Below are 17386 nucleotides of genomic sequence, written 5' to 3' on the forward strand. Positions count from 1 at the left end.
GCGGAGTCGGCGGTGATGACAACCTTGGCGTCGCAGCCATTCACCCGCGCGGCCAACGCATCGGGGGAAAAGCCTGCAAACACAATCGAGTGGATCGCGCCGATGCGGGCACAGGCCAGCATGGCATAGGCTGCTTCGGGGATCATCGGCAGATAGATGACAACGCGGTCGCCTTTTTGCACGCCCATGGTTTCCAGCACGTTGGCCATGCGGCAGACGCGGCGGTGCAGATCGGCATAGGTGATTGACTGCGCCGGCTCGTTGGGATCATCGGGTTCAAAGATGATCGCGGCCTGATTGCCGCGGGTTTCCAGATGGCGGTCGATACAGTTGGCAGACACGTTGAGCGTGCCGTCCTCAAACCATTTGATGTCGACATTGCCGGGCGCAAAGGAGGTGTTCTGCACCGTCGTGAAGGGCTTGATCCAATCCACGCGCTGGCCGTGCTCGCGCCAGAACCCCTCAGGGTCCGTGACAGAAGCGGCGTACATCTCCTCATAGCGCGCCGCGTCAATGTGGGCGTTGGCGGCCGTTTCTGCGGTGGGTGCAAAGGTTTTGTCAGACATAGATGGACCTCGTGAATTCATGTTTGAGGCGAGGGTAGGCGGCTGCGCCGGACTGTCAATCCGACCTTGGGCGCAGCCAGCGGTTTTTTGCGATCAGATCGCCAGATATTCCGCACGCAGTTCTGCGTTTTGCAGCACTTCGTCAGCCGCACCGTCAAAAACCACGGAGCCGGTGTCAAGGATCACCGCACGGTCCGCCAGTTCGAGTGCACGCACGGCGTTTTGCTCGACGATCACCGTGGTGATGCCCTGTTCCTTGATGATGCGCAGAGTCTTTTCGATCTCGTCCACGATCACTGGCGCGAGGCCCTCATAGGGTTCGTCCAGAAGCAACACTTTGATGTCGCGCGAGAGAGCGCGTGCAATAGAGAGCATTTGTTGCTCGCCACCTGACAGGGTCACGCCTTCTTGTTTGCGGCGTTCGCCAAGGCGCGGGAACAGATCGTAGAGACGTTCGATCGACCAGCCGATGGGCGGCGCGATTTGGGCCAACTGTAGGTTTTCCTCAACTGTCAGGCCTGGAATAATGCGCCTGTCTTCGGGAACAAGGCCAATGCCTGCCTGCGCGGCCTCGTGGCTTTTCATCAGGTGAAGCGGCTGATGGTCCAGCCAGATCTCGCCGTGAGTGACCTGAGGGTCGTCCATGCGCGCAATCGAGCGCAGGGTCGAGGTCTTGCCAGCGCCGTTGCGGCCCAGCAGCGCAAGGATTTCGCCTTCGTGCACGTTGAACGAGATGTTCTGCACGATGTAGCTTTCGCCGTAGTAGCTTTCCATGTTCCAGATCGACAGGAAGGCAGGGGCGGTTTCGGCCATGTTATGGCCTTTGGAAAAGTCGGGTTTGACGTTCATCAGAAATCTCCTCCCGTTTATGCCACTTGGGTCTCGCCAAGGTAAGCTTCGCGCACCTTGGGATGACCTTTGATGTTTTCGGGGGTGTCCTCGACCAGAGGTGTACCCTGAGCCAGAACGGTGATGCGCTGCGCCAGCGAGAAGACGACGTGCATGTCGTGCTCAATGATGGCGATGGTGATGTCACGCTCGTCGCTGATCTGTTTGAGCAGGTCGATTGTGTTGTTGGTGTCAGCCCGCGCCATACCGGCGGTGGGTTCGTCCAACAACAGCAAGCGCGGTTCTTGAGCGAGGCACATACCAATTTCCATCCGGCGTTTGTCACCACGCGACATAGAGTTGGCGTGCATGTGACGCTTGTCGATCATGTTCATGTCCTCAAGCATCGCCTCGGCTTTTTCCACGATATCCTTTTCGTTCATCATGTTTTCGACTGCGTGCAAGCGAAACGAGCCATCGCGAGAGGCGAAACACGGGATCATCATGTTTTCCATCACCGAGAGATCGCCAAAGATCTCGGGGGTCTGGAACACGCGGGAAATGCCCATCTGGTTGATCTCGTGGGGGCTGCGGCCCAGCACAGACTGGCCGTCAAACATGACAGACCCAGTGTCCGGGATGAGCTTGCCGACAAGGCAGTTCAGCAGGGTGGATTTCCCGGCCCCGTTGGGGCCGATGATTGCGTGTACGCTGTTTTCGGCGACTGAAAGGTTCACGTCACCGAGCGCCTGAAGGCCACCGAACCGCTTATTTACGTCTTTGACTTCGAGAATTCCCATCTGTCAGTCTCCTTATTCTGCGGGTTCAGTGGAGGCGGTGGAGTCGTCAGACTTGCCGCGCGACTTGATCCATTTGCCGATGCGTTGACCGCCTTCAACAAGTCCACCGGGCAGGAAAACGACGACGAGCATGAAGAGAATGCCCAAAGTCAGGTGCCAGCCTTTGCCGATGAAGGGGTGGATGATGAAGACAACGAAGTCTTCAATGCCGTCCGGTAGGAAAGCGAACCACTGGTGCAGGATTGTATCGTTGATCTTGGAGAAGATGTTCTCGAAGTATTTGATGAAGCCTGCGCCGAGAACCGGACCGATCAAGGTCCCTGTTCCGCCGAGGATTGTCATCAGAACAACTTCGCCTGAGGCGGTCCATTGCATCCGCTCTGCACCCGCGAGAGGGTCCATCGCGGCCATCAGGCCACCAGCGAGGCCGGCATACATACCGGAGATCACAAAGGCGGCCAGAGTGTGCGGACGCGGGTTCAAGCCAGTGTATGACATGCGTGTCTGGTTGGATTTGATCGCGCGCAGCATCATGCCAAACGGTGAGCGGAAGATGCGGATCGACAGATAGAAGGCCAGGATCATCACAATGGCGCACAGATAGTAGCCTGCGTTGAAATCAAAGCTCCAGGCGCCGACGTTCATCGTGTGCGTGCTGTTCATATAGATCCCGAAGAAATGCGGGAAGTCCTGCATGTTCTCGCCGTGGAATATCTGCGGGTCGTTCTTGTAGACCTGCAGGCCGGTTTCCCCGTTGGTGAGGTTGAACCGCGGGTTTGAAAGCACCGAATAGGCCAGTGCAAAAGACATCTGCGCAAAGGCGAGTGTCAGGATCGAGAAGTAGATACCTGAGCGACGCAAGCTGACGTAGCCGATCAGAACCGAGAAAAGACCCGCGACAATGACCGCCAGAAGGATCGCCGGCACCACGTTGTAGCTGAGCAATTTGAACATCCAGACCGAGGCGTAAGACCCGACACCCAGAAAGGCCGCGTGGCCGAAGCTGAGGTAGCCGGTAAGGCCAAAGAGGATGTTGAACCCGATGGCAAAAATGCCAAAGATGATGAAGCGTTGCATCAGGTCCGGATAGCCCGCGTTAAACTGCGCCATGGCGCTGTCGGCCGGGAAAGGGTTCAGGATGAAGGGTGCAAACAGGGTCAGCACCGCGACGATCGCGAGAAGGGTGAGGTCGTTTTTATTTAGTCCAAGCATGTCTTATTCCTCCATCACGCCTTTGCGGCCCATGAGCCCGCGTGGACGGGTCAGCAGCACGATGATCGCGACAAGGTAGATGATGATCTGGTTGATGCCAGGCAGGGTCGTCGTCGCCCAGGTCGTAGAAGCGAAGCTTTCCAATATACCCAGCAGGAAGCCGGCCAGCACGGCGCCGGGAAGGCTGCCCATGCCACCAACCACAACCACTACGAAGCTGAGGACAAGGAAGTCCATGCCCATGTGATAGTTTGGCGGGTTGATCGGTGCATACATCACGCCAGCAAGCCCCGCCACACAGGCAGCAATCGCGAACATGACAGTGAAGCGTTTGTCGATGTCGATGCCGAGCAGGCCAACGGTTTCACGGTCTGCCATGCCAGCGCGGACAACCATGCCGAAGGTGGTGAATTGCAGGAAGGCAAAGACCCCCGTGATCACCAATGCCGAGAAACAGAAGTAGACGATACGCCAATTTGGATAAGGCAGGTCAAACCCAAACCAAGCGCCGAGGTTGGATACACCCATCAAGGCGTCCGGCGGCGGGGTCTGGATCGGGTTGGCGCCGAAATAGTATTTCACGATTTCCTGCAGAACGATGGCGAGGCCGAAGGTCACGAGGATCTGGTCAGCGTGCTCGCGCTTGTAGAAGTGTTTGATAAGGCCGCGTTCCATGATCAGACCGACAAGGATCATCACCGGAATTGCCAAAAGGATCGATAGCGGCACGGACCAGTCGATGATCGAGGCGCCGAGTTCGGGGCCAAACCAGCTTTCGATATAGGGTGTTTCGACTTTGAGCGGATTGCCTAGGAAGTCCTTTTGGGTTTCGTCGATCGTCACATAGCTGAACTGTAGCAGCTTGGAGAGCGACACAGCACAGAAAGCGCCAATCATGAACAGCGCCCCATGCGCAAAGTTCACGACGCCCAATGTGCCGAAAATGAGAGTAAGCCCGAGCGCGATCAGCGCGTAGGCAGAGCCCTTATCGAGCCCGTTCAGGATCTGCAGGATTAATGCGTCCATTGTCTTCGACCTGTTGATTGTGAAAGCTGCCTGCGCTGTGCGCGGCGGAGTGGCGACGCCAGATAAAGGCAGGACCGGTCGCGCAAGATGCGCGACCGGCTGGCTTTTAGGGGTGGCTTATGTGCCTGAGTTACAGGTGCCCAGAGTTGCTTCGTCACCACCAAACATCGGGTGGTTCGGAGCGTAAGTAACCTGGTCAGCAGGAGTAACTTCAACGATTTCCAGCGTGTCATAGGCGTTGGTCGGGTTCTGCGCACCGCGCACAACCAGAACGTCTTTGAAGCACTGGTGATCGTCTGCGCGGTACAGCGTCTTGCCGTTGCCCAGACCGTCAAATTCGAAGTTCTCCAGAGCCGCTGCAACACCACATGGGTCGAACGTGCCCGCACGCTCACATGCGTCAGCATAGAGCAGAACCTGAGCGTAGCAGGTCTGTGCCGAGTTGGATGGCGGCTTGCCATACTTCTCGCCGAACGACTTGACGAACTGCTTGGAACCTTCGTTCTGCAGCTGCCAGTTGTAGTTCATGGAACCAAGAACGCCTTTGATGTTCTCGCCCGCACCAGCGGCCATAAGCTCGGAGTAAAGTGGAACAACAATTTTGAAGTCTTTGCCGTTCACGACTTTGTCGAGCAGACCGAACTGAACCGCGTTGGTCAGCGAGTTGATCATGTTCCCGCCGTAGTGGTTCAGAACCAGAGTATCGGCACCAGAGTTCAGGATTGGCGCGATGTAGGACGAGAAGTCCGTGGAAGCCAGAGGCGTTTTCACTGTGTTTACAGTGTTCCAGCCCAGAGCTTCGGTGGAGGCCACGATCGACTCTTCCTGGGTCCAGCCCCAGTTGTAGTCAGCGGTCAGGTGATACGCGTTACGGTCGTTGCCCATCTCTTTGGCCAGAACGGGCGCGAGTGCGGCACCGGACATATAGGCGTTAAAGAAGTGACGGAAACCGTTTGCTTTGCGGTCTTTACCAGTGGTGTCGTTGGCGTGGGTCAGACCCGCCATAAAGATCACGCCAGCTTCTTGGCAGAGACCTTGAACAGCCACAGCAACGCCCGAGGAAGAGCCGCCGTTGATCATGACAGCGCCGTCTTTTTCGATCATCGACTTGGCGGATGCACGAGCGGCGTCCGATTTGGTCTGAGTATCGCCTGTGACAAACTCGACCTTCTTGCCGAGGATGCCGTTGCCTTTGAGAGCTTTGGACGAGAATGTGTTCAGGCAGCCGCCGTCACCCATACCGTTCAGGTGCTCAACAGCGAGCTGCTGTGCCAGTAGCTCGTCGCTACCTTCGTCAGCGTAGGGACCGGTCTGTGGCACGTTGAAGCCCAGAGTAACTGTCGAACCGGTGGGTTCATTTGTGTAGGCCGCAGCGGACTGAGCCGTAAAGATGGTCGGAAGCGCAACGCCGGCACCTGCAACGGCACCGGTCTTCAGCACACCACGACGTGTGTAATTGGTTTTGGACATGTAATCCTCCCGTTTCGTATTTCGCCGGCGTCAGGGCTCCTCTTCCCCAGCGGTCGGCGCGCACTTATGTGCAAAATCATTATCAGGTGGAGTTCGAAAATTTCGCAACAACTGCTTTCAAAGACACAATTTTTTTGTAAAGTAATTCGCGAAGCTGTGCAGCATTCTGTAAATAAATTATTCTGCGCTGCAGAAAGTGGTTGATTAACGTTAGGAAATTCCCATGGGGCGCGACACTTTGACAGGCAGCCGTATCCGTGAAAGGCGAGCGGTGGCAGGAATGCGACAAGCCGAGCTTGCGAAAGCGGTTGGGATTTCGCCGAGCTACCTCAATCTGATCGAACACAACCGGCGTAGAATCGGCGGCAAGCTGCTTGTCGACATTGCGATGGAGTTGGGAGTCGAGACGTCTTTGCTAAGCGAGGGCGCCGAAGCGGGGCTGATATCCACACTGGAAGAAGCCGCGGCGGACGGGGCGCAGGCGGGTGCTGAAGTCGACCGCGCGGACGAGTTTGCCGGACGGTTTCCAGGTTGGGCGGCGTTGATCGCACGGCAACATAGCCGTATCGAAAATCTGGAACGCACCGCAGTGACGCTGACAGATCGCTTGACGCATGATCCGCACCTTGCGACGTCGATGCACGAAATGCTGACCATGGTAACGGCCATCCGCTCGACCGCTGGCATTCTGGCGGAACCGGGCGAGATTGAGCCGGAGTGGCAGACCCGGTTTCACCGCAATCTGAACGAGGACAGTCAGCGTTTGGCAGACAGTTCGCAACAGTTGGTGGCTTATCTCGACGGGGCGGGTGATGCAGCGGCCAGTCTGACGTTGCCAACGGAAGAGGTCGACGCGATGCTGTCGACACATGGGTTCCGTTTTGACGATCTGGTCGAGGCGGACGCAACCGAGCTGCGCAAATTTGTTCAGAGCCAGACGGAGCTGACATCTGAGCCTTCGCAAGGGATGGCAATGACCGTGATCCGTCAGCTGCTGGACGATGCACGGAGATTGCCTGCGGGGCGGTTGGAGGTGCTGGTGGCAGAGCTCGGCGCGGCGCCGGTGGATATTGCCAATATGGCAGGCGTGCCGTTGGCGGTGGTATTGCGTCGGATGGCGGCGTTTTCAAAAGAGGTGTTGCCCGTGGCTTGTGGCCTGGTGATGTGCGACGGGGCAGGCACATTGATGCTGCGCAAAGCGGTGGACGGGTTTCCAATGCCACGGTTTTCGGCAGCTTGTCCGAAATGGCCCTTGTTTCAGGCGCTTGCGCGGCCAATGCAACCCTTGCGACAGGTCGTTACGGTCACTGGGCGAGATGCGCGCAGTTTTGAATGCTTTGCTGTGGCAGACCCGATTGGTCCGATGCGGGTTGACGCGCCGCCGCTGTACCACAGCTACATGTTGATTATCCCGCAAGAAGCCCACGCGGTCGATGGGTACGAAGTTGGTTCAACCTGTCGCGTCTGTCCCAGTCAGGGATGTGAGGGGCGTCGGGAGCCGTCATTGTTAGCTTGATTGCTATAAGACTGTAATTCTCCTTGGCTTTTCACGAGACCCCGCTAAGAATAGTCCGGCACTCATGAGACTTTCGGGGAGGGGAGGCTACATGGGCAAAAGCGTTCTTCTGATTGAAGACGAACCCAATATCATAGAAGCGATCAGCTTCATTCTGTCCCGCGACGGCTGGTCTGTGGCAACCCATTCCAATGGGCATGATGCCGTTGGCGTTGTAGTCGGGAGCCGGCCGGATATTGTCATTCTGGACGTGATGCTGCCGGGCAAGACTGGATATGAAATCCTGCGCGAACTGCGCGAGGTCGAAGGTCTCGTGGATTTGCCGGTTCTGATGCTGACGGCCAAGGGGCAGGTCAAAGACCGCGAAATGGCCGAGCGCGCCGGTGCTAGCAGGTTCATGACCAAACCGTTTTCCAATTCCGAAGTGCTGGAGGCGGTGCGCGATCTGGTGACCGGGTGAGCGAGCGTCCTAAACACTTATTCCTTGAGCGGCAAAGTTATCGCCGTCGGCGTTTGATCGACCTGATCCGCATGTGTCCGGTGATTGGCGCTATCCTGTGGGCTGTGCCGCTGTTGTGGCGCACCGACGGCGCCGAACAGATCTCTACATCCGATGCAGTTGTTTACGTATTTCTGGTCTGGTTGGGGCTTGTTCTGATGAGCGCCTTTCTGGCACGGGCTCTGCGTGATGGCGGAGATGCGGACGGGGACGGCAGCTGATGGGTACGCTAAACATGCTGGTCCTTGTCTGCCTGGTCTATGTCGCCTTTTTGTTTCTGGTGGCTTTTGCGGCGGAGCGGGCCGCAATCCGGGGCAAAGGTGGCTGGCTGCGCTCGCCGATAGTTTATACGCTGTCGTTGTCGATCTATTGCACCGCTTGGACGTTTTATGGCGCGGTCGGGTATGCGGCGCGGTCGGGGCTGGAGTATCTGACGATCTATATCGGGCCGTCTCTGGTGATGGTCGGTTGGTGGTGGGTGTTGCGCAAATTGGTGCGCATCGGACGCACGCAGCGCGTGACCTCGATCGCTGATTTGATCTCGTCTCGCTATGGTAAGTCGAACTTGTTGGCGGTTGGCGTCACCGTTTTGGCAGTGATTGGCACGACGCCTTATATCGCTTTGCAACTGCAATCCGTGACTGTCAGCTTTGCTGTATTTTCAGATGTTTATGATGCAAGCGCACCTCTGGGAGAGCAGGAGAGTAACGCGCTTCTGGTGGCTGCCGGGTTGGCGTTGTTCACCATCATATTCGGAACCCGAAATCTGGATGTGAACGAACGTCATCACGGTGTAGTTATGGCCATCGCAGTGGAGGCGGTGGTCAAGCTGTTCGCGCTGTTGGCCGTCGGTGTGTTCGTGGTCTGGGGGATTGGCGGCGGTGTCGGAGACATTCTGCAACGCATTGATGCGAGCAAAATCGGCACGTGGCAGATCGAGGGAGACCGCTGGGCCACGTTGATATTTTTGTCCGCTGCCGCGTTCTTGTGTTTGCCGCGCATGTTTCAGGTTTTGGTCGTGGAAAACGACAGCGAGGACCATTTGCGCACCGCAAGTTGGGCCTTTCCGGCCTATCTGATGGTGATGAGCCTGTTTGTGGTTCCTATTGCCGTTGTCGGGTTGGACTTGTTGCCAGCTGGATCAAACCCCGACTTCTTTGTGCTGACGGTGCCATTGGCGACAGGCAACAACAGCTTGGCGATGCTATCGTTCCTTGGTGGGTTCTCAAGCGCGACATCCATGGTGATTGTGGCAGCGCTTGCCTTGTCCACGATGGTGTCAAACCACATCGTGATGCCGATCTGGCTGAACTCAAACTTTGGCGGCGCCACTGTGTCGGGGGATGTGCGCCATGTTGTGCTGTTGTCGCGCCGGATTTCGATCGGGGCGGTGGTCACCTTGGGCTACCTGTATTACCGCATGTCTGGTGGCGGGACTGCGCTGGCGTCTATCGGGCTCATTTCCTTTGCTGGCGTGGCACAGTTTCTGCCAGTTCTGATCGGTGGCATTTTCTGGCGCGGTGCCACCCGTTTGGGGGCGTTTGCCGGATTGACCGTGGGCTTTGTAATCTGGGCATATGCGCTGCTGTTGCCAAGCTTTGGCACGGGTACTTTGGTGTCAGAAGCCTTGTTGGCGCAGGGGCCACTGGGCATCGGTTGGCTGCGACCACAGGCTTTCTTCGGGATCACTGGAATGGATCCGCTAGTGCACGCGATTTTCTGGTCAATCCTATTGAACGCGCTTGCCTTTTTTCTGGTGTCTCTGGGCGGGTTTCCATCGCCGGTGGAGCGGTTGCAGGGCGCACAGTTTGTCAACGTGTTTGAGCACTCCGGTACGCCGCAAGGCTGGAGCGGGGATTTGGTCCAGAGCGAAGACTTGATGATCATGGCGCAGCGTATTCTGGGGGCGCGAGAGGCGCAGGGACTGTTTGAGCGCGAGGCCAAGAGGCAAGGCATGGGCGGTGTCCTGCCCGAGCCGTCGCCCGATTTCCTGCAAGTGCTGGAGCGAGAGCTGTCAGGCTCAGTTGGTGTGGCGACAGCACATGCGATGGTCGAGCAGATCGTCGGCGGTGCGTCAGTGTCGGTCGAAGACCTGATGGCGGTGGCTGACGAAACCGCGCAAATCATGGAGCATTCCAGCCAATTGGAGGCCAAGTCCCAAGAGTTGAGCCGCACCGCGCGGCAATTACGGCAGGCCAACGACAAGCTGACCCAGATATCGTCGCAGAAAGATGCCTTTCTCAGCCAAGTTAGCCATGAGTTGCGCACGCCGATGACGTCGATCCGAGCGTTTTCTGAAATCCTGAGGGACACTGATCGGCTGAGCGCGGCGGAGCAGACAAAATATAGCACCATCATTCACGATGAGGCGCTTCGGTTGACGCGCTTGTTGGATGATCTGCTTGATCTGAGCGTCTTGGAGAGCGGCCAAGTCAGCCTGAATGTGCAGACCGGTAAGCTGGACGGTTTGCTTGATCATGCCATCGCCACGGCGTTGACCGGAAGCGGGCAGGACAGCTTGCGCATCCGCAGGACACGGGGTCATAAGCAGGCTTTGTTGCGCACAGACCTCGACCGTTTGAGCCAAGTCTTCATCAACCTGATTGGCAATGCACAGAAGTACTGTGATGCAGAGAACCCGGAACTGCGCATTGAGGTCAGTCAATCAAACGGGCAGGTGACCGTGGATTTCATCGACAACGGGCATGGGATTTCCAAGAAAGACCAAGCAGTGATTTTTGAAAAATTTGCGCGGGCAGGGGTGCAGCGCGCAAGTGGGGCCGGGCTAGGGCTCGCGATTTGCCGCGAGATCATGACCCGCCTTGGCGGTACTGTCAGTTATTTGCCGGGTCAGGGCGGGGCCGCGTTTCGCGTGGTTTTGGCCGATCAAGATCAATTGGCGGCCCAGTAGCGCGCCGGTGTAAAGTCTCTGGTAACTAAATTGAGGCATGACTGTGATTGGGGTCAACTCAATACAGGCAGGCAGCGATCATGGGTGACGCGGCAAATTCTTCTATTTTGAGGCGCAAGGCGTTAGACGGGCTGAGCGGGCACAAAGCCCGATCAATGAGCCCTGAAAAGGCGATACGACTTGGTATGGCTTTGTCGGCGCAAAACGGCATGGGGCTGGCCTGCGAGGTTACCAAGGTGCAGCGTGGCAAGGTGTCGCATGAAACCTTGGTTGGCATGTTGGATTCCGACTGTTTGCTTGCTGTTCTTGAAGGTGAAAACGGGGCCAGAGCGGCCTTGGCGATTGATCTTCAGGTGCTGTCAGGACTTGTTGAACATCAAACACTTGGGCGCGTTCTGCCAAGCCCTGCGTCGCCGCGGCCGGCCACGCTGGTGGACGCTGCGTTGGTGACGCCAGTGATTGAGGATACTTTGGCGCGGTTCGTCTCGCTGCTGAATACGGACGAGGCGCCAAAGTGGCTGCAGCACTACAAATTTGGTGCGGTGACCGACGACACCCGAACGTTGTCATTGTCGCTGAAGGCGCATGATTTCCACTTTATGATGTTGGATGTAACCCTTGATGGTGGCGCAAAAGCCGGAACCATCGGTCTGGCCTTCCCTGACTTTGAGCTCGATGTAGAAGAGCCCGAAGAAGTGCAGGGCGAGGACACCAAATCGGATTCCTTTCAGGCCAAATTGCTTCGGGCGCGCGCCACTCTCACCGGAGTCGTCGGGCGTTTGAATATGTCGATCGGGGAGATGCAGGCCCTGCAGGTGGGACAAATTGTGCCGCTTTCATCGGACGCAATGAAGGAAACTACGCTGGAAACCAGCGACGGTGCGCGGGTGACTGAGGTCAGTCTAGGGCAAATCAACGGTATGCGCGCCGTGCGGCTTGTCGAAGCGATCATACCTGTGCAACCCGCTGAGGACGCTGATATGGACGGGGGCTTCCCGCCTTTGGCTAAGGCGCCAGCTGCGGCGCCAACAGCTGCCGCGCCGATGGAGATGCCCGCGCCGACCACAATAGCGCCGGTGATGCCGGATCTACCCGATTTGCCTGATTTTCCTGACCTGCCTGACATGGGCGACCCATTGGCTGATCTAGGGGATTTTGATCTGGATGACCTAGGTGCTTCCGATCTGCCGGAGCTTCCGGACTTTGCCGATCTCGACATGACGGGAACATAGGTCAAAACCCCAGTTTAGGAAATGCAAAAAACCGCGCCGAGGCTGATGCTTGGCGCGGTTTTTGTTATTAATAGTAGAGCTTTAATCGTTATACGTCCGCGTCTTTCGCCCTTAGATGGGCCTCAAGGTTGCTGAGGTCGTAACCTGCGGCGGCGGTGGCAGCCAACAGATCGTCGGCAGGCACTTTGCCAGCCTGCGACAATGTCCAGCAGATCGCAGATCGGGTGCCTGATCGGCAGTAGGCCAGCACTTTGCCGGTGGCGGACGCAGCCGAGTCCCCTTGTAGCGACTGGCGGTCTGGCGTCATTGTCTCCATCGTCAGCGGATTGGCGACATAGGACAGTCCTGCGGCCTCAGCGGCGGCTTGCATGGCTGAAGAGGCATGATCGAGCCCAACTTCCATATCAGGACGATTGTTGATGACGAGGCTGAAGCCAGCCTCGGCCAATGCTTGCATGTCGGTCGCCTCGATTTGGGGGGCGACAAAGAAACGGTCTGTGATTTGGCGAATATTCATGGCGTTTGATTACTCGGCAGGCACAGCTGTGTCTAGGGATGTCCGCACTGCGGGCGCAATCGCCATGCCGGCAAGCATCGCCGCGAAGAAAACCCAGTGTGGCCAGCCTCCATAGCTGAGTGAGGCGACTGCCGGACCCGGACAAAGACCTGCGAGCCCCCAGCCCGCGCCAAACAAGACCGAGCCCACAACGAGATTGCGACCCAGTTTTGGGTCCGCCGGGGCAGGGAATTCACCGCCGACCACCGGTTGACGGCCTTTGGTGAACATCCAAGCGACGGCCATCGGAATGATTGCGCCGCCCATGACAAACGCAAGCGTCGGGTCCCAGTTGCCAAAGACGTCAAGCCAGCCCTGAACTTTGGCGGTGTCGGTCATGCCGGAAATGAACAGGCCGGCGCCAAAAAGGCCGCCTGCGATGAAAGCAAGGATTAGGCGCTGCATCAGATCACTCCCAGAAGGTGGCGGAAGAAGACCACGGTCAGGCCGCCCGCAATAATGTAGAAGACCGTTGCGACAATGCCGCGCAGAGACAGGCGTGAAATACCACAGACGCCGTGACCGGACGTACAGCCGTTGGCGAGGCGCGTGCCAATGCCAACGCAAAGGCCCGCCGCGATCAGTACAGCGACGTTGGACGTCGCGTGGGTGTCGACCTCACGATAAAACGGGGTAAGCAGGATCGGCAGGAGAACGACACCGGCGAGAAATACCGTGCGTTCCTTCCAGGCGGCGCGGCCGGAGCCATCCACCAGTCCGCCAATGATGCCCGAGGCACCCATGATGCGCCCGTTGCCAAGTAGATAAACCGCGCCTCCGAGGCCGATCAGCAGTCCGCCGATCAGGCCCCAGACCCAGTCTGTGGGGATTGTTTGAAGCATTGTTGTCTCCGCGTTTCCAAGTGTCCTGTGGTGGCCGGTGTTGCCATCAGCCAGTGATCGCGCGCTGGATCAGAGTGGTTTTAGAGTTTGTTGACCGGCACTTTGAGGAAGACATCGCCTTCTTCGTCTGGTTCCGGCATTTTACCTGCACGCATGTTGACCTGCAGCGAAGGAATGATGAGTTTCGGCATCGCAAGCGTGGCGTCCCGCGTGTCACGCATTTCGACAAACTCGGCTTGCGACTTGCCCTCGCCGATATGCACATTCAGCGCCTTTTGATCACCTACGGTGGTTTCCCACGCATAATCATCGCGTCCTGGAGCCTTGTAGTCGTGGCCGACAAAAATCCGGGTCTCTTCGGGCAGGGCAAGGATTTTCTGGATCGAGTTGAAAAGCGTTTCGGAGGAGCCGCCGGGGAAGTCGCAACGGGCCGTCCCAAAATCGGGCATGAACAGCGTGTCGCCGACAAAGGCCGCGTCGCCGATGACGTAGGTCAGACAAGCGGGGGTGTGGCCGGGTGTGTGCAGCACGTCGCCCCGCATCTGACCGATGTGAAGGCTGTCACCTTCGACAAACAATTTATCAAACTGGGAGCCATCTCTTTGGAACTCGGTGCCTTCGTTGAAGACCTTGCCAAAAGTGTCCTGCACCATTGTGATGTTCTCACCGATGCCGATTTTGCCGCCTAAGCGTTCTTGCAAGTAGGGCGCCGCCGAGAGGTGGTCGGCGTGCACATGACTTTCCAGAAGCCATTCAACGCGAAGATTGTTTTTCTTCACGTACTCAATAACCTCATCCGCAGACCTCGTGTCGGTACGGCCGGATGAATAGTCAAAGTCCAGCACGCTGTCGATGATCGCGCAAGAGTCGCTTTGTGGGTCTTTGACCACAAAAGAGATGGTGTTTGTGGCGTCGTCAAAGAAGCCTGTGACATCTGGTTTCACGGTGATTCCTCCGGTTGTTGATTAACACATATCATTTTCAGAATGTGTTTCAAGGGGACGTTACTTAAGATTGTGACAAAGGCTTGATTTGGGTCAAAGCAAAAACACAGAGCTTTTCCCACACTACCAGACCAACACTATGGGAGTCCTATCATGACTGACATTGCACAGCGCAAAAAGGCGCTTCTGGCGAGATTGGCTGAACTAGACGAGCGTCTGCACTCCATCGAAGCGGAGTTGGATACGCCTCATACTAAGGACATCGAAGACCGCGCGGTTGAAGTTGAAGACGAAGAAGTACTTGAGGGTCTCGGTCATCAGAGCGAGGCGGAAGTTGGCAAGATCATCGCGGCGTTGAAGCGCATTCGGGCTGGGGAATACGGCGTTTGCGCGTCTTGTGGCGAAGCGATTGCACCCGCGCGATTGGTTCTGGTGCCGGAGGCCACGATGTGTGTGGCCTGCGCAGGGAAAGCCGGACTCTGAGGCATAAGACCAACGGGCGACAAGATGTTCACCGGCAAACGAGGCGTTGGACATGAGGAGGAAATCAAGTTGGAGGACATGACATGAGCCAAATCAGCGTAGAGGAGTTGATCGCAGACGGTGATCGTTTGATTGAAGAGATCACAGGGGCGACCGAAGAAGATCGGTATGGCCTGCATCAAAAGTTGCATCGGGTGATACAGAATATCCGGATGCAGGGGCAAAAAATTCCGGGTCGGTTCCATGATCTGGATGTCGAAATGCTTGACGAAGAAATCGAGGACGGTTTCGACAATATGCCGGTGTAATCTGACGGTTGCACCCATGTTGGGGCGGCGTTTATTGCCTCGGGACTTGCGTCAGCGAAACGGCACGCTAAAGTTTCAGCGTATCCTGCGGCCTGACGCAAACAGGCTGCCAAAAAGCACTGAGCGGGGCATGGCGGAAACGGTCGGCTATTCAGTTGATGAAAACGTGGCGGTGCTGAAGGTCAGCGAACCGCCCAACAACGCATTGACGTCTGATGTGTGTGCCGCGCTGATTGTGGCGCTACAGAGGGCCGGGGCCGCGCCTGAGGTTCAGGCCGTTGTGATCATTGGCGCGAGCGGTGTGTTCAGTGCGGGATACCCGATTGGCACTCTAAGCGCCAAAAGTGCGTCGGATGCGGCGTCGCTTTGTATCAGCATCGAAACATTTGCGTTGCCTGTGGTGGCTGCGGCGTCGGGTGTCGCGCTGGGTGCGGGGCTTGATGTGGTTTTGGCGTGTCATTATCGGCTGGCAGATGCGCAGGCAAAGATCGGGTTTCCCGAAGTGGGGCTTGGCCTGATGAGTGGCGCTGGCGGCACCCAGCGTGCACCGCGGCTGGCTGGGGCTGATGTCGCGCTTGAAATGATGCTGACCGGGGTTGCGATGTCGGTGACGGACGCAAGGGCCCGGGTGTTCTTTGACTATGTGGTGAAGAGCAACCTTGAAGAGGTTGCGGTTGAGTTTGCCAAGAGCGTGGTGGCTGAGGGTCTTGGTGTGCGCCCAACGGCTGCGCGTCGGGAGGGCCTGGCGGATTCTGCGGCTTTTGATGCGGCGTTGTCGAAGTGGCGCGCTCGGGCGCCGGAGCATGCGAAATCCGCCAACCAGGATATTTTGGACAGTGTCGAGGCGTGCCGATTGTTGCCGTTTGACGCAGGTCTGGCTTTTGAAGCAGAGAGGTTCAAGGCACGCGTTGAGGCACCGGAGTTCTTGGGCCTTCGCCACATTGCCGTAGCTGAGCGGCGGGCGGCGCATTTTCCGGAGCTGGCGTCCGGCGCTGTAGAGCCAGTTAAACTTGTGGGCGTGATCGGACTTGGTGCTGTCGGGGTTGGGTTTGCAGTGGCCGCGCTGATGGTGGGATTTGATGTTGTCTGTGTCGAGCGCGGGAGGCAAGCGCTTGAAAGCGGTATGGAGCGTATCAGGCTACTTTTAGACAAGGCCGTTGGCGACGGTCGATTGTCGGCGAAAAAGCGGGATCGGATTGAGGCGTCTTTGTTTAGTGGAGATGATCTCGTTGCCGTAGCCGAAGCGGACTTTGTATTGGAAGCGTCCGGGCAGAACCCCGAAGTGGAACGCCAGATATTTGCGCAATTGGATGGCGTGTCCAAAGAAGGTGCTGTTTTGGCGGCACATGGACCGCTGGCGGATGTAGACGCTTTGGCGCTGGAAACCGGATGCCCTGAAGAGGTTATGGGTTTATATTTCCCAACCGCGGCGCATTTGTCACCCGGTGTGGAGGTTGTTGTTGGCGTCAAGACGTCAGATGCCACTGTGGTGCGCGCGCTCTCTGTGTTGAAAACCATGAACAAAGCGCCTGTGCGAGTGACACCCCATGTCGGGCTTATTGGCCACACGGTCTCGACGGCGGCGCTGCGCGCTGCTGAGCAGATGGTGTTGCGCGGGGCGGTGCCGCAGGACGTTGATCGTGCAATTCGGGAATGGGGCATGTCTTTGGGACCGTTTGAAGCTGCTGACCTTGCGGGGCTTGAGGCGCCGTGGCTACAGGCAAACGGGGCGACACTCAGTGTGGCTTTGGCGCGGCGGATGTGCACTGGACGAGCGTCCGGGCGCGGGTGGTACCAATATGAAGATAATCGCGCGCAGAGTGTTCCGGCCGAGCTTGATAGTTTTTTGCATCAACAGCGATCCGAGGCGGCGCGCGACCCCAAAACATTCAGCGACACACAAATTCAGACGAGATGCCTTGCGGCGATGGCAAATGCAGGGGTTGGTTTGCTGCGCAAAGGCGTGGTGGCCTCGCCAGCCGATATCGACGTGGCCATGGTGCATGGATTTGGATTTCCCCGTTGGCGGGGCGGTCCGATGATGGCTGCACAGCAAGCGGGGTTGGTGCGGGTTCGGGCAACGCTGAGGGCGATGAAAGCCGAAGGGGACAGCCAATCAGCCCCTGATCCGGTGTTTGACCATCTTATCAAGAATGGCGGGCAATTGGCACGGTGACTTTTCCGCGTGCCGAG

Annotated in this window: 18 protein-coding genes; 8 read left to right on the plus strand and 10 right to left on the minus strand. The window is 57.5% G+C overall.

Annotated elements, in window-relative coordinates; genetic code table 11:
- The 6 genes from SHIM_RS01910 to SHIM_RS01935 all read right to left on the minus strand — a co-directional run.
- Nucleotides 1–566 (minus strand): AMP-binding protein (locus SHIM_RS01910; RefSeq protein WP_152926391.1); only part of this gene is annotated, 566 nt, incomplete at its 3' end.
- A 93-nt stretch (nt 567–659) separates the two neighbouring features.
- Entirely contained in the window at nt 660–1415 is a 756-nt protein-coding gene (locus tag SHIM_RS01915) for an ABC transporter ATP-binding protein (RefSeq protein WP_054000946.1), read from the minus strand.
- A gap of 17 nt (nt 1416–1432) precedes the next feature.
- Entirely contained in the window at nt 1433–2194 is a 762-nt protein-coding gene (locus tag SHIM_RS01920) for an ABC transporter ATP-binding protein (protein WP_054000947.1), read from the minus strand.
- Nucleotides 2195–2206: 12 nt separating this feature from the next.
- On the minus strand, nt 2207–3406 hold the full coding sequence (locus SHIM_RS01925; RefSeq protein ID WP_054000948.1) for a branched-chain amino acid ABC transporter permease: 1200 nt from the start codon (nt 3404–3406) through the stop codon (nt 2207–2209).
- A gap of 3 nt (nt 3407–3409) precedes the next feature.
- Nucleotides 3410–4432 (minus strand): branched-chain amino acid ABC transporter permease, encoded by a 1023-nt coding sequence (locus SHIM_RS01930; protein ID WP_054000949.1) that lies wholly within the window; start codon nt 4430–4432, stop codon nt 3410–3412.
- A gap of 117 nt (nt 4433–4549) precedes the next feature.
- On the minus strand, nt 4550–5902 hold the full coding sequence (locus SHIM_RS01935) for a substrate-binding protein (RefSeq protein WP_054000950.1): 1353 nt from the start codon (nt 5900–5902) through the stop codon (nt 4550–4552).
- Between the two features lie 223 nt (nt 5903–6125).
- Here SHIM_RS01935 and SHIM_RS01940 point away from each other — a divergent pair, with 223 nt between their 5' ends.
- The 5 genes from SHIM_RS01940 (at nt 6126) to SHIM_RS01960 (ending at nt 12060) form a co-directional block, all read left to right on the plus strand.
- On the plus strand, nt 6126–7418 hold the full coding sequence (locus tag SHIM_RS01940; protein ID WP_054000951.1) for a helix-turn-helix transcriptional regulator: 1293 nt from the start codon (nt 6126–6128) through the stop codon (nt 7416–7418).
- A gap of 91 nt (nt 7419–7509) precedes the next feature.
- Nucleotides 7510–7878, plus strand: coding sequence for a response regulator transcription factor (locus SHIM_RS01945; protein ID WP_054000952.1), 369 nt, complete (start codon nt 7510–7512; stop codon nt 7876–7878).
- The gene (locus SHIM_RS01950; RefSeq protein WP_054000953.1) at nt 7875–8138 is read left to right on the plus strand and encodes a hypothetical protein; all 264 of its coding nucleotides are present in this window, start codon (nt 7875–7877) and stop codon (nt 8136–8138) included. Before SHIM_RS01945 ends, SHIM_RS01950 begins: the two co-directional genes overlap by 4 nt.
- The gene (locus SHIM_RS01955) at nt 8138–10828 is read left to right on the plus strand and encodes an ATP-binding protein (RefSeq protein ID WP_054000954.1); all 2691 of its coding nucleotides are present in this window, start codon (nt 8138–8140) and stop codon (nt 10826–10828) included. The genes SHIM_RS01950 and SHIM_RS01955 overlap by 1 nt, the downstream gene beginning before the upstream one ends.
- Nucleotides 10829–10908: 80 nt before the next feature.
- Nucleotides 10909–12060, plus strand: a complete 1152-nt coding sequence (locus tag SHIM_RS01960) for a FliM/FliN family flagellar motor C-terminal domain-containing protein (RefSeq protein ID WP_082358234.1) — start codon at nt 10909–10911, stop codon at nt 12058–12060.
- Nucleotides 12061–12148: 88 nt separating this feature from the next.
- On the opposite strand, the gene SHIM_RS01965 is transcribed toward SHIM_RS01960, so the two are convergent.
- The 4 genes from SHIM_RS01965 to SHIM_RS01980 form a co-directional block, all read right to left on the minus strand.
- A complete protein-coding gene (locus SHIM_RS01965) occupies nt 12149–12577 on the minus strand; it encodes a TIGR01244 family sulfur transferase (protein ID WP_054000956.1) in 429 nt (142 codons plus the stop codon).
- A gap of 9 nt (nt 12578–12586) precedes the next feature.
- Nucleotides 12587–13021 carry a DUF6691 family protein gene (locus SHIM_RS01970; protein WP_054000957.1) on the minus strand — a complete coding sequence of 145 codons (435 nt, stop codon included), beginning with the start codon at nt 13019–13021 and terminating at the stop codon, nt 12587–12589.
- A complete protein-coding gene (locus SHIM_RS01975) occupies nt 13021–13446 on the minus strand; it encodes a YeeE/YedE family protein (protein WP_152926397.1) in 426 nt (141 codons plus the stop codon). The genes SHIM_RS01970 and SHIM_RS01975 overlap by 1 nt, the downstream gene beginning before the upstream one ends.
- A 92-nt stretch (nt 13447–13538) precedes the next feature.
- Nucleotides 13539–14402 carry an MBL fold metallo-hydrolase gene (locus SHIM_RS01980; RefSeq protein WP_054000959.1) on the minus strand — a complete coding sequence of 288 codons (864 nt, stop codon included), beginning with the start codon at nt 14400–14402 and terminating at the stop codon, nt 13539–13541.
- A 153-nt stretch (nt 14403–14555) separates the two neighbouring features.
- On the opposite strand from SHIM_RS01980, the gene SHIM_RS01985 reads away from it, so the two are divergent.
- The 3 genes from SHIM_RS01985 to SHIM_RS01995 all read left to right on the plus strand — a co-directional run bounded on the left by SHIM_RS01985 (nt 14556) and on the right by SHIM_RS01995 (nt 17369).
- Nucleotides 14556–14885, plus strand: coding sequence for a TraR/DksA family transcriptional regulator (locus tag SHIM_RS01985; protein ID WP_054000960.1), 330 nt, complete (start codon nt 14556–14558; stop codon nt 14883–14885).
- 83 nt (nt 14886–14968) lie between these two features.
- Nucleotides 14969–15193, plus strand: a complete 225-nt coding sequence (locus SHIM_RS01990) for a hypothetical protein (RefSeq protein WP_054000961.1) — start codon at nt 14969–14971, stop codon at nt 15191–15193.
- A 130-nt stretch (nt 15194–15323) separates the two neighbouring features.
- A complete protein-coding gene (locus tag SHIM_RS01995; RefSeq protein ID WP_193749848.1) occupies nt 15324–17369 on the plus strand; it encodes a 3-hydroxyacyl-CoA dehydrogenase NAD-binding domain-containing protein in 2046 nt (681 codons plus the stop codon).
- The last annotated feature ends 17 nt before the right edge of the window (nt 17370–17386 follow it).

Origin of the sequence: Shimia sp. SK013, assembly GCF_001292625.1 — a bacterium.
In the GTDB taxonomy this organism is placed as follows: domain Bacteria; phylum Pseudomonadota; class Alphaproteobacteria; order Rhodobacterales; family Rhodobacteraceae; genus Shimia.

Bases quoted from the DNA above. Each gene is read 5' to 3' on its own strand.
- SHIM_RS01915 (WP_054000946.1), bottom strand. From the start codon at position 1,415: ATGAACGTCAAACCCGACTTTTCCAAAGGCCATAACATGGCCGAAACC.
- SHIM_RS01920 (WP_054000947.1), bottom strand. From the start codon at position 2,194: ATGGGAATTCTCGAAGTCAAAGACGTAAATAAGCGGTTCGGTGGCCTT.
- SHIM_RS01925 (WP_054000948.1), bottom strand. From the start codon at position 3,406: ATGCTTGGACTAAATAAAAACGACCTCACCCTTCTCGCGATCGTCGCG.
- SHIM_RS01930 (WP_054000949.1), bottom strand. From the start codon at position 4,432: ATGGACGCATTAATCCTGCAGATCCTGAACGGGCTCGATAAGGGCTCT.
- SHIM_RS01935 (WP_054000950.1), bottom strand. From the start codon at position 5,902: ATGTCCAAAACCAATTACACACGTCGTGGTGTGCTGAAGACCGGTGCC.
- SHIM_RS01940 (WP_054000951.1), top strand. From the start codon at position 6,126: ATGGGGCGCGACACTTTGACAGGCAGCCGTATCCGTGAAAGGCGAGCG.
- SHIM_RS01945 (WP_054000952.1), top strand. From the start codon at position 7,510: ATGGGCAAAAGCGTTCTTCTGATTGAAGACGAACCCAATATCATAGAA.
- SHIM_RS01955 (WP_054000954.1), top strand. From the start codon at position 8,138: ATGGGTACGCTAAACATGCTGGTCCTTGTCTGCCTGGTCTATGTCGCC.
- SHIM_RS01960 (WP_082358234.1), top strand. From the start codon at position 10,909: ATGGGTGACGCGGCAAATTCTTCTATTTTGAGGCGCAAGGCGTTAGAC.
- SHIM_RS01965 (WP_054000956.1), bottom strand. From the start codon at position 12,577: ATGAATATTCGCCAAATCACAGACCGTTTCTTTGTCGCCCCCCAAATC.
- SHIM_RS01970 (WP_054000957.1), bottom strand. From the start codon at position 13,021: ATGCAGCGCCTAATCCTTGCTTTCATCGCAGGCGGCCTTTTTGGCGCC.
- SHIM_RS01985 (WP_054000960.1), top strand. From the start codon at position 14,556: ATGACTGACATTGCACAGCGCAAAAAGGCGCTTCTGGCGAGATTGGCT.
- SHIM_RS01990 (WP_054000961.1), top strand. From the start codon at position 14,969: ATGAGCCAAATCAGCGTAGAGGAGTTGATCGCAGACGGTGATCGTTTG.
- SHIM_RS01995 (WP_193749848.1), top strand. From the start codon at position 15,324: ATGGCGGAAACGGTCGGCTATTCAGTTGATGAAAACGTGGCGGTGCTG.